The following is a 14,949-nucleotide window of genomic DNA, read 5'->3' as shown; positions in this document are numbered from 1 at the left end:
CAATCGAAAATAGGCCGCAGAACACTGAGTTTAGGTGTGTCTGCGGCTTTTATGCGGTTGGGGGGGAAAGTCAACTTTTCCCTTGCCTTGAAGCGTACATGAAGGTTTAATCTAAGGTCATTCAAGTAGTTGGAGAGGTCTCCCCAACACTGGTAAATGTGAACTTAGAAGGACGACCAGTGACTTTAAATACTGGTTGCCGCAGACAAAGGAGTCTTAATAATGAGTAAAAAAGTCATGATTTTAGCCGCTAACGGTCAAATTGCGCGGCTCGTTGAACAGCGTATCTTAACCGAAGCAACATTTGCGGACGTTGAGTTGACGCTATTTCTCCGTAACGCCAGTCGGCTCAGCGACCTGCAGGATAATCCGCGCGTGACGCTCGTCGATGGTGATATCGCTGATGAAGCCGCCGTGACCGCTGCCATGGCGGGCCAAGACTTGATCTTCGTAGCGATGGTCGATCACGACCGGCGGAATCGGTTGACCAAGAACGTCATCAGCGCCATGCACGCCAATCACGTGGACCGCGTGTTATTTACCAACGTTCTCGGGCTCTACGATGAAGTCGGTGGTGAATTTGGCCGCTGGAACTTGGAAATGATTGGCGCTGGGATGACCCCAGCTCGGGAATCAGATAAGCTACTTGCACAATCTGGCCTGGACTACACGACATTACGTTTGCCTTGGTTGAACGACCGCGACATTAGCTACACCGTCACGACCAAAGACCAACCGTACAACGGTGTTTCTGGGTCGCGGGCCAGCGTGGCCGATGTCGTCTTGAAGATGATTGCGGACCCCACACGCTACAGTCGTGATAGTATCGGGATGGCAGACCCCGCAACCGAGGGGCAGAATCGACCGGTTTACTAAACTTAAGGAGCTGAAATAAAATGAACATCAAAGAAGCCAGCGAAAAAACGGGTGTCTCTTCCGCGGCGATTCGCTACTACGAAAAAGAATCCCTCATTCCTGCCATTGACCGGACCCCGGTGGGCAACCGCGACATCGATGACCGCATCATTCGGCGGATTCGCTTCGTGACCCAGATGCGGGCTGCGGGGATGAGCATTGAAAATCTGCGGCGGTACATCGAACTGTTCGATGCCCAAGAGGACAACACCAAGGAACAAAAGTCCTTGCTGAAGGAACAGCTGGCCGTGATGGAAGAAAAACGTGACGACTTGCAGGCGGCAATCGACCACCTGAATTACAAGCTCAACCACTTCTACGACCACATGGAGACCACCGAGGCAGAACTACGGGCATTGGAAAAGGAACATGCAGATAAGGTTGATCATCAGGAGGAAACGCCTGACGATGGGGTTTAGTCATGTGGTTTAACGGAAATAGTAAATGGGGCGCACAACGATAATGGTTGCGCGTCCCGTTTGCCGTGATAATGATTATTTTCTTGTGACGACATGATAGGCATAGCTGGCAACCGTAACGAACAAGATGGCAAATACGCCGAATACGAGCCAGTTTGGCAACATTGACCGATATAAGTCAGTGAAGAATGCGATAACCATCAGTAGCAATATAGATAACGGCTTGATTCCCCGAGTCATGATTTTCCTCTCTGATTAGGTCAAGTTTGCTCTTTTTTTGCCAAAATTTCAAAAGCACCGTTACAAATGCTCTCTAAATTTCGTTAGTAAAGAGACGCTTCAAAAAAATTGTGACTTCCCCTTGCCTTCAACCAACTGTAACCCTGTATGCTAGAGGTAACAACTACAACAAAGGGGATTTTCAAATGCCAACAAAAGTTTTGATCGTTGATTATTCGTGGTCCGGAAGCACGGCGAAGATGGCGACGGCGCTACAACGGGTGACTGGTGCGACGCGGGTCACGTTGACCGTGCCGGCGGGAACTTTCCCGAACGACATGTACGCGACTTCAGACGTGGCGAATCAGCAACTTGCCAGCGGTGATTTGCCGAAATTGACCAACGCGCTGCCCGACCTCACACTGTTTGACACGATTCTGGTTGGTGGCCCCGTGTGGTCGGCCAAGGTCGCCACGCCCGTTCGAAGTTTCTTACGGCAATTGACCAACTTTACCGGCACGGTCGCGCCATTTTACACGGATGCCGGAACGCCCGGTGGCTATGAAGCTGACTTTGCCGGGCTGATTCCACAAGCAAATGTTGTGGCCGGAATTGGCATGACCGCCGGTGATTTAGCCACGGCCGACCAACAGCTGCCGGCTTGGTGGGCTAATTTCAAATAACCCTTGCCTTGAAGCTCACTTCAAGGCATACACTGACCGTATCAATAACTAATTGGAGGATGAAGTTATGAAAACAGCAGTCTTCGTTGAACCGGGCAAAGTGGAAGCCCAAGAATTACCGAAACCCAGCGTCAAGAATCCAACCGACGCCGTTCTAAAAATCGTGCGCGCCTGCGTCTGCGGGTCCGACCTCTGGTGGTATCGCGGCATCAACGACCGGCAAAAGAATACGCCGGTCGGCCACGAAGCTATCGGCATCGTCGAAAGTGTTGGTCGTGATGTGACCAACGTGCAGCCCGGCGACTTTGTCATCGCGCCCTTTACTCATGGGTGTGGCCACTGTGCGGCTTGTTTGGCCGGCTTCGATGGCAACTGTGAAAACGCGCGGACCGATGATGAAATCGTGGGCTATCAGGGTGAATACCTACGTTTCAAGAACGCGGATTGGGCCTTGGTGAAGGTTCCGGGCCAGCCTAGCGATTACTCCGATGCGCAACTGAACGACCTCTTGACGTTGGCCGATGTCATGGCGACCGGCTACCACGCCGCTGCGACCGCCGAAGTCAAGGCTGGCGACACGGTCGTGGTCATGGGCGACGGTGCCGTGGGGCTGTGTGGCGTGATTGCCGCCAAACTCCGGGGCGCTAAGCGGATCATCGCGATGAGTCGGCACGCCGACCGGCAAGCCTTGGCCACCGAATTTGGCGCGACCGATATTGTGGCCGAACGGGGCGATGACGCGGTTAAACGCGTTCTGGAGCTGACCGCTGGTGCCGGGGCCGACGCCGTGCTCGAATGTGTCGGGACGGAACAGTCCGTGGATACGGCCGTTAAAGTTGGCCGCGCGGGCGCCGTCGTTGGCCGGGTAGGAGTGCCGCAAAAGGCCGAAATGAACACCAACAACTTGTTCTGGAAGAACATTGGCTTGCGGGGTGGGATTGCTTCCGTAACGACCTACGACAGCGCCGTACTATTGGACGCCGTCTTGAAGGGTGAGATCCACCCAGGTAAGGTGTTCACCAAGCGTTTCGACCTCGACCACGTGGCAGAAGCCTATGCGGCGATGGATAAGCGTGAGGCGATTAAGTCGTTGTTGGTTATTAGTGAGTAAATAATCGGTTTACAATTATTAAATACTAAAGGTCCCACGTTGATAATGGCGTGGGACCTTTAATAACTAATATTAGTGAATCAGAACTAGTCCCTTAGTTCCCCGCGAAGCCGCCACATAACGGCGGTTGTTGCCAAACTGTGCATCCTGATAAAAGTCAGCATGCCAATCGGTAACCACGGCAAAGTCGAATTCCAAGCCCTTCGCCACGGTCAGGGGAAGCACGTTGATTCCGGGCTGAACAGTTTGCGTGCCCTCGCTTGTAATGAGCTGGGCACCTGTTAACTGGTCGGCGAGTTCGGCCGCAGTCTCTTGAGAAGTGGTGAGGACACCAATACTCTGTCCCGGCGTTGTGGGGAGTGTCGCAAGCACCTGTTTCAAGTCAGCATTTTCCAGCACGCGTGGGGCGGTCCCCGCCGCCTGCACCGCTTGAATGGTCGTTTGCCAATCACCGGCGAATTGGGCGAAGAAGCGTGTGATCTCGCCGGTCGCCCGGTAGCTGGTAGTGAGGTGGAGGACGGTTGTCTTGGCGGGGTCAAAGTAATCGGGGATGGTCACGGCCTGGCCCGTCAGTCGCTGGCGGTGGTCGCCAACAATGGTGAGTTCGGCGTTGTGGTAGATGGCGGTCAGAAATAGCCAGGTGTCTGCGGCGTAGTCCTGGGCCTCATCCACGAAGAGCGCCGCGGTGGCCGTTTGCTGGTAGGCTGTGAACTGAATCAACAGGTACAGTTGGTCGTAGGGGGTTAAGTCAGTCAATCCCAGCTGTTTGGCCAATTCCGGCCAGTCGAGCCACTGACTGACATCTTCCGGCAAACGGTCGACGGCTTGAAGCCAGCGCCAGGCCCGCTGCATGCGCGTCAGTAGGGCATCGTGCGCGTTGGATTGGTCGTAGGCCGCTTTTGTGAGTCCGGCCGGGGTGATGGTTAGCGGTGCTTGCAGAATTTTTGCTAATTCGGTGAGATGGTTGCCGCGAGTGGTTGGGATGGTCAGGCCAAAGCGCCGGCCCCAAGAGTGAACCAAATTAAGATAGGTCGTGCTCAGTGGTTCGGCCTCACCCAGTGCTGGCAATACACCGCGAATGTAGCGGCTAAAGGCGACGTTGGGCGTCAAAATTAAGATATCGGCTGGCGTCCAGCTGTCGCGGTGGCGGTAGAGTTGGTAAGCGACCCGCTGAAGAAGCACGGACGTCTTGCCGCTACCCGCCACACCGTCGACGATGACCGTGGGCTGGCTATTTTCACGAATAATCGCGTTTTGTTCCTGTTGAATGGTAGCCGTGATCTCCTGCAGACCGCCGCTACGATTACTAGCGAGAACGTCGAGCAAAAGCGGGTCGCCGATAGCCACGTCGGTGTCGATGACCTGTTGGAGGTCGGCGTGGTCGATGATAAATTGTTGCCGGGCGACGACGGTGACGGGGATGGTGTGACCATTGGCTTGGTAGCTGGTGGCGCCGGTGCGGTTGGCGTAGTAGGCGTCAGCTACGGGAGCCCGCCAATCATAAATGAGGTCGTTGGTGTTTTCATCGGTGTAGCCGACCTTGCCGAGGTAGAGAGCCTCGGCATCGCCGTCACCAAAGTCGAGTTGGAGTTTGGCAAAGTAAGCTTGGGGTAGCAGCAATTGGGCGTGTGCCAGCCGCGTCACAGCGGTATCGTGACGGGCATTCAACGTATCGATCTGCCGGTTGTTAGCTTCAATACTGGCAAAGCTATCCAGCTGATCACTGAAGGTGCCTAAGTCGAGATGGCCTTCGCTGTTGAGCTGTTGCTTCATATCTCGGGCCGTTTGACTGAGCGCGGCCAACTGAGCCGTGAGCCGGTCAATATCACCGGTCAGGCGCTGGTAGATCACCTGCAAATGGTGTGCCTCTGTTTCTGACATCCAATCACCTCCGAGCCCCTAGTTTACGCGCATTGGCGGGAATGACTAGTCTGTTTTTGATGGGGTGGGCATGGTATAATAGATATGGGAAAGAGTGTGATAAGAGGCGGTTAGCTGGCGAGTATTAAGGCTGATAACCGAATAATCCCGGTTTTGGATTGTTTGGTTATCAGGTTTAAGCGGAACCAGCTGCCTCTTAGCACACGTTTCGGCCAGATAAACTTAACACTACAAAACAATTATTAATAACAAAAAAGCACCCATTAACTTTAATCAGTTAACGCGTGCTTTTTAATTCCTAAATCCTAAAATCGCGCAAAATCTGTTGCCGCTTTGCCAGCGACTTCTTCTCAACCTGTGCAACGTTGTGCCATTTGAAATGCCACAGCCGGGTCTTCAAAAAGGTTCCGCGGAACAGAAGCTTGGCAAGTGGCGCGCCAAACAATAGGCGATAGGCCAGGTTAGGCGTGCTCATGGTCGTGATGATATCGACTTTGGGCTGTTTGGTCAGCTTAGTCTGCATGTTATCGGCCTGGTACAGTTGACCCTTGGCATAGACCTTGTCGAGAAACCCCTTGGTCATGGCCGGCATGACTTCCCACCAGACGGGGAACATGAAGATGATGCGGTCGGCGGCGAGCAGGCGTTGCTGGTAGTCGGCGACTTGCGGGTCGATGGCTTGGCCGCGGCGCCAATTACTCAGGTCACTCGCCGACATCACGGGATTAAAGCCGTCCGCGTGTAGGTCGATCAGGTCGATATCGTTGTTTTCGTGGCGCAGTTGGGTCATGACACTTTGGAGTAGGGCCGCTAAGAAGGAACGGTGGTGGGGGACGTTGTTGCCGGCAGTTGCGGTATAGGGATGATCAAAGATAATGACAGTTTTCATAGTTAAGACCTCGTTTTTAGTTAATAAAGAGAGTATAAATGAGGAGTAGATAGATGGCATTAACATATGTTAACGGGGTCAGCGAAAGGGGTAGCGGTCACATGGCAATACCAGCATACTTAGCACAAAAGTTTCCGGAAATCGGTGAGCATTGGGCAGACTTACAGGACTTATTCGTTGCGAAAAGGGTTCCCGCTGGCACGACGCTACTAGCCGAAGGCGACGTGGCGACCGAAATTTTCATCGTCACGCGGGGGGCCTTGCGACTCTGGCATAACAGCGATGGCAAGGATATTACCCTACAATTTTTCTTTGAAAACCAACTTGTTTCTTCCTTTGAAAGTTTCTATCTGGGACAGCCAAGTGGGTTTTCGATTGAGAGTTTTGAGGACACGCAGGTATTGATTCTGAGTAAGACCGCTTTTGACCAGATTCAGCGAAAATATCCCGCGATTCAGCCCGCCATCACACGGTTTGTCTGCGAACGATTCATTGCCTATCGCAACATTTTCTTCGACCAGCTCCAGTATTCTCCGGTTGAGCGCTACCAACAATTGGCGGCCGATGACCCGGAAATTTTGTCACGGGTGCCGCTACATTTGGTGGCGTCTTACTTGGGGATGACGCCGGTGTCGCTGAGCCGGATTCGGACGCGATTGAAAAAATAACAATTTTTGTGAGTCGTTGTTGGCAGCCAAACGTTAGTCGTCAGTCGATGTGAGAGAGGGTCACCTGCTTTTGTGTATGACGACTTTACTGGTCACTCTTACGCAAGATTTCCAATGCGCCGTGATATTCTTTCAGTCCTTTTTCCATACTGGCAATAAATACTGGGTCAAATTTTGAGCGTTTAGTTATAGAAAATCCGTTTGGCAGCGATTGAACATCAACCTCAGCGCCGTTTGCCAGATTTAGTTGGTTAGCTATCTCAGTTGGGATGGTGATGCCGAGTGAACTGCCGATAGTAATGATTTTACGAGAAAAGGACGGTCTTTCTGGTTGCATGTGGCTCGCCTCCCTTACGGTCATTTATAACACATTAGCCAATTTTTCGCTCAAAAAAGCGTTACCGCATCAGCAGCAACGCTCAAATCGAATTTAAATTTAGTCCAATACCAGACTTTCTGGTAAGTCCCGGTAGACCGGCGTCCATTTCATGTCGGCAACGGCTTGCTTAGCGTCGGCAATCGGTTCCTTGTTTAACCGTTGATCGACCACGCTTTGCGCAACGATTTCGGCCAATTTCTGGGAGAAGGCGGTCAGCTGTGAAACGGGTGGTAGGACGGCGGCGCCCGGTTGGGTCGTGTCGACGATACCGCCCAGCGCGTGGCAGGCAGCGGACAGCGTTTCACCATTCAAGACCTTGGCCTTGGCGGCAATCAGGCCGAAGCCGAGGCCTGGGTACATCAAGGCGTTGTTGCCTTGGCCGATGTGATAGGTCGTGCCCTTGTAGTCAACGTCGGCAGCCGGAATCCCGGTGGCAATCAGCGCCTTGCCGTCGGTCCATTTGATCAGATCAGCGGCGGTCGCTTCGGCCAGCTTAGTTGGGTTCGACAGTGGGAAAATGATGGGCCGGTCGGTGTGGGCAGCCATGTCCTTGACGATGTCTTCCGTGAAGGTGCCGGGCTGCGTGGAAGTCCCAATCAACACGGTCGGGTGCACGGTCTTGACCACGGCGGCCAAGGTCGTCAGGTCATCGGCGTTGGAAAATTCGCTGCGGTCGCGGGTGAAGTCCTGCTGCGCGGCGGTCAGGTCGGGGGTGTCGTTGAATAACAGTCCCTGCTTGTCGACGGCGTAGAAATGCTTGCGGGCTTCGTCTTCGGACAGACCGGCGCGTTTGAGCTCGTCTAAAATTTGGTTGGCGATTCCCATACCGGCGGTCCCGGCACCGAACGTCACAAACTTTTGGTCCTTGATGCTTTCCTTGGAGATGTTGAGGGCGCCCAGGATACCGGCCAAAACGACCATCCCGGTGCCTTGAATGTCATCGTTAAACGTGGCGATTTGATCCTTGTACTTGTCGAGAATGACCTGGGCGTTGGAGCGCCCGAAGTCTTCCCAGTGCAGGAGTGATTCTGGAAACAGCTTCTGTTCTGCGGTTACAAATTGGTCGATGACATCGTCGTAGCGGTCACCGGTGAGGCGTTGGTGGTGATTGCCCAAGTAGAGGGGATCATCCAGGAGGGCTTGGTTGTTGGTGCCGGCGTCAATGCTGACGGGGAGCACCTGGGCGGGGTCAATCCCGGCTGCGGCGGTGTAGACCATCAGTTTCCCAACGGCAATATCGACACCGTTGACGCCCCAGTCGCCCATGCCCAGAATTCCCTCGGCGTCGGTCACCACGACCAACCGAATGTCGCGGCCGTCAGCGGCGTTTTTGAGAGACGCTTCGATGTTGTCGGGGTCGTCGACGGAAATGAAGGCGGCGTTTTGCGGGTCAGTGAAGAGGTGGCTGTACTGTTCGATGGAATCGGCCACCGTGGGATCGTACACGATCGGCATGAATTCGACCACGTGCGCGTCCATTAACCGGAAGAAGAGCGTCCGGTTTTCGTTGAAGAGCGTCATTAAGAAGAGGCGCTTTTCGAGTTGCGTAGATTTGCTTTGAAATTGGGCGTAAGCCTGTGTGGCCTGTTCGTCCAACGTTTGGACGTGGCTGGGTAGGGTGCCCACTAGGCCTAGGGCTTCGCGTTCGGCTGTGGTGAAGGCCGTGCCCTTGTTTAAAAATGGATTATTTAAGATGGAATTAGCTGATGTCAAATTGAATTCCTCCGCTCGTTTAATTACTTTACAGAGAATACTATAGCTGGCGAAATATGTTATAGTCAAATATGACAGCAACTATAAATATAATTTATATCATCGTGACAATCACTGGATTGAGAGGGATTAAACGTGAACATCAATGACCTAGACTATTTCAATCAATTAATTAAGCAAAAAAACTTTTCGAAAGTGGCGGCGGACTTCAATGTGACCCAGCCGACGATCACTATGGCCATCAAACGGCTGGAACGAGAATTCAACACGACCCTCTTTCTGCGTGACCGCGTCCATAACGAGCTGATCGTCACGCCGAGCGGGGAACAACTGGCCGTGCACGCGCAGACCATTTTATCCGAATTACAGGTGGCGCATCAGGAACTGGAGCATTTGGCCGACCAACATATGGTCTTGGGCTTGCCGCCAATCATCGAGAATTACTACTTTCCCAAGGTTGCCGCCCAACTCCAACAGCAGGGAATCCTTGAGAACATCCAGACGCTGGCGGGTGGCTCGGTCTGGCTACGCAATGCTTTGCGCGATGGCCAGGCGGACGTGGCGTTGCTAGGCTCGACGGAACCACTGGCGTACCGAACGCTGGTCGCCGAGGAGTTTGATCGCCAGCCATTTAACATCTTCGTCTCGGCCCGGCATCCGTTGGCGGCCCGCAAGCGGATCTACTTCAGCGAGCTCAAGCGGGAGAAGTTTGTTCTATTTAATAGTAGTTTTGTCCATAACACAGCGTTTAATAAGCTGACGCGCCGCAACCATTTCCGCCCAGATGTGGTCTTTCGCGCGACCGACACGCATGTCATCATGAACCTGGTCGCGGAAAATGTCGGCGTGACCTTCCTGACGGGCATCGTGGACCAGCACCGCAACGACGTGGTCCGACTGGAACTGCTGGACGATGAACAACCGGCATTCATTTCGAGCATCGTGACCCGGACATCGCACGTCCTGACGCCTATGCAGCAGCGAGTGATTAAGGTGCTGCGGGCGACGTTGGAAGAGTGAGGTGGATTGTTTAGATTGAAATTCCTGTTTTTTATAAAGTACAGTTAATAAAACCTATGAATTTTCCATTTTTATTAAGCATACTTGATAAAGTCCGTCAATTTATGGATTTCTTCAAGTATACTTGAAGAAAAATTGGGATTTGCGTCATGCTTATTGATTTTTAAAAAGAGCCTGCCAAGTTAGGAAGTTGTCTCTAATTTGGTGGACTCTTTAGTGTGAGTATTTTTTAATGTGTGACAGTTGTGTTTAAAAAGGCGTTGTGTTTAAAAAGATTACGGCCGCAATTCAATCACCTTAGTCGCTACATCGTCAATGAACTGCTGGTCATGTTCGACGACAAGAAGCGTTGGCTGGGCCTGTTGAATCAGCGTGGTCAGCTGTTCTTGATTGAAAACGTCCAGGTAGTTGAGCGGCTCGTCCCAGATGAATAGGTTCGCCGGGGTCGCGAGTGACTGAGCGAGTTCGACCTTTTTCTGCTGGCCCATGCTCATTTGCTCGATGGGAGTGGTGAAAACGTCGCGTGGCAGGCCGAGCTTCTTGAGGTTGTTCAGGAGCGCGTTGCGGTCGAGATGGTGGGCGTTGGCAAATGCCGTCAGCGACCCGCGGTTATCCGGCGACAATTGCCGTGAGATACTCAACGATAACTGGGGTTTCAGGTCGGCCGTACCGGTGTGTTCGCCGGTAAAGGTGTCGCGCAGGTAGTGAATCAAAGAAGACTTGCCACAGCCGTTGGGGCCGATGATGGCGACCCGGTCCCCCTGTTCGAGGTCAAATGACACCGGCTGGAAGAGCTGGCGATCGCCGTACCACAGGGAAAAGTCGGCCACGTGGAGCAGCGGCTGATAGTGGGTCGGCACCGGTGTCATGGCAAGCGGCGCCACGTGTTCGATATTTTGCCGCAAGCTCTCGGTCTCCTTGAGCTTGCGGTCTCGCCGCCGTTCGACATTTTTCGCACGTTTCATCATCTTGGCGGGAAGCGTGCTACTGCCGGCGGCCCGCCAACCGCTATCCTTCTCGTGCGGATTGCCGTGCTGATAGTTCTCGGTGGCCTGCGCCCAGTGCGTGATATCGACGGCGATGCCCTTGAGGCGGTCCGCTTCCTTCTTCAATTTGGCGTCCTTCTCCTCTTCAAAGGCGTCACGCCGCTTCTTCTGGTCCTCGTAAACGGCGAAGTTACCGTGATATAAAATCACTTGTTTCCGCTCAATGGCCAGCGTGTGGTCGGTCACTTGATTGAGAAAGTGCCGGTCATGGCTGACGACGATGAAGCCTTGTCGCTTACTCTTGAGGTAGGTGGCAACGCGGCGCCGGCTCGGCAGATCCAGATGATTTGTGGGTTCGTCGATGAGCGGGTAGGCTTGGTCATCGGCAAATAAAATAGCGAGGAGCGCCTTGGTCTGTTCGCCGCCGGACAGGGTGTCGAAGGGCTGCGTCAGGCGTGCGGGGTCTAAATCCAGTTGGCGTAATTCCCGTTCCAACTGCCAGTCGGCAACGGGTGAAATGGCCTGGAGAACGGCCGCGGCGGTCTGACTAGGATCGGTGACGGTCGCCGGAAAGTAGACGTATTTCTGATTGCCGGTAATCGTTCCCTGATAGGGCAGGTTTCCCAGCAAGAGGTTGAAAAGGGTAGTCTTGCCGCGACCATTGCGGCCGACCAACCCCAGTTTCCAGTGTGATTCGAGATCTAAATCGACGTGGTCAAAGAGTAAGCTGACGTTCGTGTCGAAGCCGAAGGTCAGTTGGTGTAATCCAATTTTTGGCATATTGTGGGACTCCCATTCTTGGTTGACTCAGGTTCTGCAGTAATGGGGTGTTCGTTGATTGGATCTTCACATTGATCGCATTCTTTCTAGTTTTAGTGGGAGCCGATTTTCTTGGCGTTATTTAATAAACGGACTTTCAATGGTGTTGGATTAGCTCCTTAAAGGGTATTCTAGATTAAAATTTGATTAAAATCAATAGAATCCACTGTTTTGCGATATTAAGATACTAATCAGATGAAGCAAGTTGACAGTTAATTATCAGCAAAATTTGCACGAGGTGCCGCGGAAGGGTTTTGTTTTCATGAAATGTTTGTTATGCTAGCAGGATATATTTTTTGAAAACTCAGGCAACATTCGGAGTAGGCTTGAGGGAAAGTGAGTTGTCATGTCAGCAATGTATTTACGGGGGCTGCTATTGAGCTTGGCCCTGGTATCCTCAATCGGGATGCAAAACCTGTTTGTTTTTAACAACGCCATCAACCAACCCTTGAAGCGTGCTTGGCCGGTCACCATTATGGTCTGGTTCGCCGATACGGCGTTAACATTGGCGGCGTTCTTTGGGATGGGAGCCATCATTAGCTCCCACGAAATGTTTAAGTTGGTCATCATGTTCTTGGGTGGCCTATTGGTGATTTGGATTGGGTTTGGTATCTTGCGGTCCGCCGCGAGCTTCAAGTTGGAGAGTTCCAACACGCCACTGCCAATGAAAAAGTCGCTGGTCAATGCCTGGGTCGTGACCTGGGCGAACCCGCAAGCTATTATCGACACAAGTCTGATGTTTGGAGCGATGCGCGGATCATTGGCCGATAGTGAAGTGACGCCATTTATCACCGGGGTCGTGTCCGCCACGGCCATCTGGTTCTTTGGCATCACGCTGATTTTAGGCTTACTGAAGGAACGACTGCCACAGAAGTTCCTGATGTGGGTCAACATTGTGTCCGGGGGCATCGTGATGGTTTACGGATGCTACCTGCTGTACCAAGCGTTGATGATGGTGATTTAAATGATGAATCAGTAAAAGCCAGACCTGATAAAGGACTGGCTTTTTTGAACTTTTCTAGGTGGGCAGCAAGCGATGACGTCGTTTACTGTGATGTGAAACGCTGTTAGTTCAACTCATGATTTGTTTGCAAAATAGATTGATTATCAACAGCGGATATTTTAGGCCTGAATGTTTCAGCCCCAACCTAAGACACTATTCTACTAATTTTATGAAAATTGAAAATTGATTTTTTTATCAGTCTTCTCAGCAATATCAGATAGCTCTTTGACTGTCAGTTCTTTGCTGCCATCTTCCATGGCGGTAACATCCTGTTCTGATTGACCAATTACGGTAGCAAAATCTTTAACCGATAGCTGCATATCGGTGCGTAATTGCCAAACTGCATATCCCAATTGTTGGTTGAGTTTGGCTTGCGTGTATTCACTGTCAAATTCGGGATCTTTTTGACTGCGTGTACGTAAGTATTTTTCAACATCGTCCATTGCTATCTCTCCTTCTCTGATATACTGCGCGAATTTGTTTTGCGCGCTTAATTTCCTTTTGAGGTGTTTTTTGCTGTTTTTTAGTGAAACCATGGGTGATAACATAATGAGATCCTTCGACCCGGAAATAAATTGCTCGTTGAATATTGTTGGAAAATTTAGAACGAATCTCATATAAATTAGTTTCCAATTTTTTTACTAATTGGCGTCTTTCGGCAGACAGTAGGCCTCGAGCTTTAACTTCGTCAAGAACTGCTAAGAGCTTCGCGGCATCTTTAATCGGGAGGCTATCTAAGAATGCTGTGAATTCAGCTTTATCAAAAAAATCAAATCGTATTGGTTCCATTTAAAGTATGGTAACGCACAGGCTACCATCTGTCACCTCTTTTTACTCAATTATGGTTTGCCTTTTGAAAATGGTAAGTTAGCCAGCCATCAAAGCCAACGTTAACGATGATTAGGATAGCTAAGCTGAGGGGGTGAATGGAAAAATGTGTGACTAGCATAATACTGGAACAGGCCAAAAATGCCAGTGATTCAGTCAAGTGTTGTTGAACCGGCGTAGGTGGCGGTCATAGGTGATTAGCGATAGGTTTAAAATTGCTTGTGCTTAAACGGTCGTCAATTGTTAAGATGAGTAAATCGTGCTTATACTGTTAGTAGGTCGGTCGGGCACACTAGCTAGTCCTGAGAGTTATGCCGATAAATTAGCCAGCCGTCAAAAGCAACGTTACTAATGATCAGTAGGACAATCGTGCCAATCCGAACGGGAAGGTACAGCGCCAAAATAACAAGCGAGTAGACCAAAAAGGCAATGCTGTTTAGGGCGACACTATTGAAAAAATGCTGATGAAGGTCGAAGTAACGCGTAATCCTTGGTGCTAATGCAATAAGCACGAGGAAACAAAGTAGCCAAAGTCCGTTCTGCCAGGCCGTCATAGTCTATTCTCCTCAGGAATCTTTTCTCCTATTATCAGGGAAATTGGTGTTAGAAACAACGCTTTTGCAGGTATAGATTAAATTGGTAGGCAACTATAATTGGAGGCCAATGGGTTTGATGAATATAGTTATAAGCAGTGAGAGGACGCAGTTACTTTCCGCCACCAAAGATACAGCTCCCAGCGTTGAAACCGGTTGCTTAAATGTTATGATGGAAACATAACCTAAAGGAGCTGACGTCATGAATTTAGCAGAAAAATACGCCTATATGGCAACTGGTAAGCCCTACGACGACCTCGACCCCATACTGATCGATCGGCGAAATCGTGCGACGGAGCTGACGAACGCGTTGAACGCAGCGCCCAAAGCGGAGCAGCGCGCCCAGCTCTTCCAAGAGTTAATCGGTCGCGCTGGCAGTGACCCCGATGTGAATCCCAATTTCCGTTGTGAGTTCGGCGATAACATCCATGTTGGTGACCACTTCTACGCGAATTACGATTGTGTCATGCTAGACGGTGCGTCGATTACAATTGGCGACAACGTTTTGTTTGGGCCCAAGGTGGGGCTGTACACCAGCAATCATCTGTTCGACGCCACGGAGCGCAAACTTGGCGGGTGTATCGCCAAGCCCATCACCGTTGGCAATCGTTGTTGGTTGGCGGCTAACGTCACGGTGCTTCCTGGCGTGACGATTGGCGATGACACCATTATCGGTGCCGGCAGTGTTGTCACCCACGACATCCCAGCTAATGTGATTGCGGCGGGGAACCCGTGTCAGGTTCTGCGACCGATTACGGCGGCGGACAAGACCGGATTTGTCGGCAAGGACTTTATCTAAATGATGTGGCAACTAAAAACAGGT

General features: G+C 51.5%; 16 protein-coding genes. 8 read left to right on the top strand and 8 right to left on the bottom strand.

Annotation, left to right across the window (positions count from 1 at the left end):
- Nucleotides 1–222: 222 nt before the first annotated feature.
- From JUF10_RS02190 to JUF10_RS02175, 4 genes are all read left to right on the top strand, one after another.
- Nucleotides 223–876 carry an NAD(P)H-binding protein gene (locus JUF10_RS02190; protein ID WP_203640608.1) on the top strand — a complete coding sequence of 218 codons (654 nt, stop codon included), beginning with the start codon at nucleotides 223–225 and terminating at the stop codon, nucleotides 874–876.
- A 20-nt stretch (nucleotides 877–896) separates the two neighbouring features.
- Nucleotides 897–1,334, top strand: coding sequence for a MerR family transcriptional regulator (locus tag JUF10_RS02185; RefSeq protein ID WP_203640607.1), 438 nt, complete (start codon nucleotides 897–899; stop codon nucleotides 1,332–1,334).
- Nucleotides 1,335–1,759: 425 nt separating this feature from the next.
- Entirely contained in the window at nucleotides 1,760–2,236 is a 477-nt protein-coding gene (locus JUF10_RS02180) for a flavodoxin family protein (RefSeq protein WP_203640606.1), read from the top strand.
- Between the two features lie 67 nt (nucleotides 2,237–2,303).
- Nucleotides 2,304–3,347, top strand: a complete 1,044-nt coding sequence (locus JUF10_RS02175; protein WP_203640605.1) for a zinc-dependent alcohol dehydrogenase family protein — start codon at nucleotides 2,304–2,306, stop codon at nucleotides 3,345–3,347.
- Nucleotides 3,348–3,419: 72 nt separating this feature from the next.
- Here JUF10_RS02175 and JUF10_RS02170 read toward each other — a convergent pair whose 3' ends face one another.
- Both JUF10_RS02170 and JUF10_RS02165 read right to left on the bottom strand, forming a co-directional pair.
- Nucleotides 3,420–5,228: a UvrD-helicase domain-containing protein gene (locus tag JUF10_RS02170; RefSeq protein WP_203640604.1), complete on the bottom strand. Its 1,809-nt coding sequence runs from the start codon at nucleotides 5,226–5,228 to the stop codon at nucleotides 3,420–3,422.
- Between the two features lie 298 nt (nucleotides 5,229–5,526).
- Nucleotides 5,527–6,117, bottom strand: a complete 591-nt coding sequence (locus tag JUF10_RS02165) for an NAD(P)H-dependent oxidoreductase (protein WP_203640603.1) — start codon at nucleotides 6,115–6,117, stop codon at nucleotides 5,527–5,529.
- Nucleotides 6,118–6,170: 53 nt separating this feature from the next.
- Here JUF10_RS02165 and JUF10_RS02160 point away from each other — a divergent pair, with 53 nt between their 5' ends.
- Complete coding sequence (locus JUF10_RS02160) at nucleotides 6,171–6,785, top strand: Crp/Fnr family transcriptional regulator (protein WP_236008129.1); 615 nt, start codon at nucleotides 6,171–6,173, stop codon at nucleotides 6,783–6,785.
- 85 nt (nucleotides 6,786–6,870) lie between these two features.
- On the opposite strand, the gene JUF10_RS02155 is transcribed toward JUF10_RS02160, so the two are convergent.
- A complete protein-coding gene (locus JUF10_RS02155) occupies nucleotides 6,871–7,122 on the bottom strand; it encodes an AbrB/MazE/SpoVT family DNA-binding domain-containing protein (protein ID WP_203640602.1) in 252 nt (83 codons plus the stop codon).
- Nucleotides 7,123–7,221: 99 nt separating this feature from the next.
- Nucleotides 7,222–8,877: a malolactic enzyme gene (locus JUF10_RS02150; RefSeq protein WP_203640601.1), complete on the bottom strand. Its 1,656-nt coding sequence runs from the start codon at nucleotides 8,875–8,877 to the stop codon at nucleotides 7,222–7,224.
- Between the two features lie 135 nt (nucleotides 8,878–9,012).
- On the opposite strand from JUF10_RS02150, the gene JUF10_RS02145 reads away from it, so the two are divergent.
- Nucleotides 9,013–9,897, top strand: coding sequence for a LysR family transcriptional regulator (locus JUF10_RS02145; RefSeq protein WP_203640600.1), 885 nt, complete (start codon nucleotides 9,013–9,015; stop codon nucleotides 9,895–9,897).
- Nucleotides 9,898–10,172: 275 nt separating this feature from the next.
- Here the strand turns inward: JUF10_RS02145 and abc-f are convergent, their stop codons facing one another.
- Complete coding sequence (gene abc-f / locus JUF10_RS02140; protein WP_203640599.1) at nucleotides 10,173–11,663, bottom strand: ribosomal protection-like ABC-F family protein; 1,491 nt, start codon at nucleotides 11,661–11,663, stop codon at nucleotides 10,173–10,175.
- Between the two features lie 385 nt (nucleotides 11,664–12,048).
- Here abc-f and JUF10_RS02135 point away from each other — a divergent pair, with 385 nt between their 5' ends.
- A complete protein-coding gene (locus JUF10_RS02135; protein ID WP_048733460.1) occupies nucleotides 12,049–12,666 on the top strand; it encodes a LysE/ArgO family amino acid transporter in 618 nt (205 codons plus the stop codon).
- 206 nt (nucleotides 12,667–12,872) lie between these two features.
- Here JUF10_RS02135 and JUF10_RS02130 read toward each other — a convergent pair whose 3' ends face one another.
- The 3 genes from JUF10_RS02130 to JUF10_RS02120 form a co-directional block, all read right to left on the bottom strand.
- Entirely contained in the window at nucleotides 12,873–13,148 is a 276-nt protein-coding gene (locus JUF10_RS02130; protein WP_203640598.1) for a helix-turn-helix domain-containing protein, read from the bottom strand.
- Nucleotides 13,135–13,494, bottom strand: coding sequence for a type II toxin-antitoxin system RelE/ParE family toxin (locus JUF10_RS02125; RefSeq protein ID WP_203640597.1), 360 nt, complete (start codon nucleotides 13,492–13,494; stop codon nucleotides 13,135–13,137). Before JUF10_RS02125 ends, JUF10_RS02130 begins: the two co-directional genes overlap by 14 nt.
- 335 nt (nucleotides 13,495–13,829) lie before the next feature.
- Complete coding sequence (locus tag JUF10_RS02120; protein ID WP_203640596.1) at nucleotides 13,830–14,087, bottom strand: hypothetical protein; 258 nt, start codon at nucleotides 14,085–14,087, stop codon at nucleotides 13,830–13,832.
- A 241-nt stretch (nucleotides 14,088–14,328) separates the two neighbouring features.
- On the opposite strand from JUF10_RS02120, the gene JUF10_RS02115 reads away from it, so the two are divergent.
- Nucleotides 14,329–14,925 carry a sugar O-acetyltransferase gene (locus JUF10_RS02115; RefSeq protein WP_203640595.1) on the top strand — a complete coding sequence of 199 codons (597 nt, stop codon included), beginning with the start codon at nucleotides 14,329–14,331 and terminating at the stop codon, nucleotides 14,923–14,925.
- Nucleotides 14,926–14,949 lie beyond the last annotated feature (24 nt).

The sequence above is a fragment of the Levilactobacillus andaensis genome (assembly GCF_016861695.1).
GTDB classification, from domain to species: Bacteria; Bacillota; Bacilli; order Lactobacillales; family Lactobacillaceae; genus Levilactobacillus; species Levilactobacillus andaensis.
This window is presented reverse-complemented; position numbering and strand designations above follow the sequence as displayed.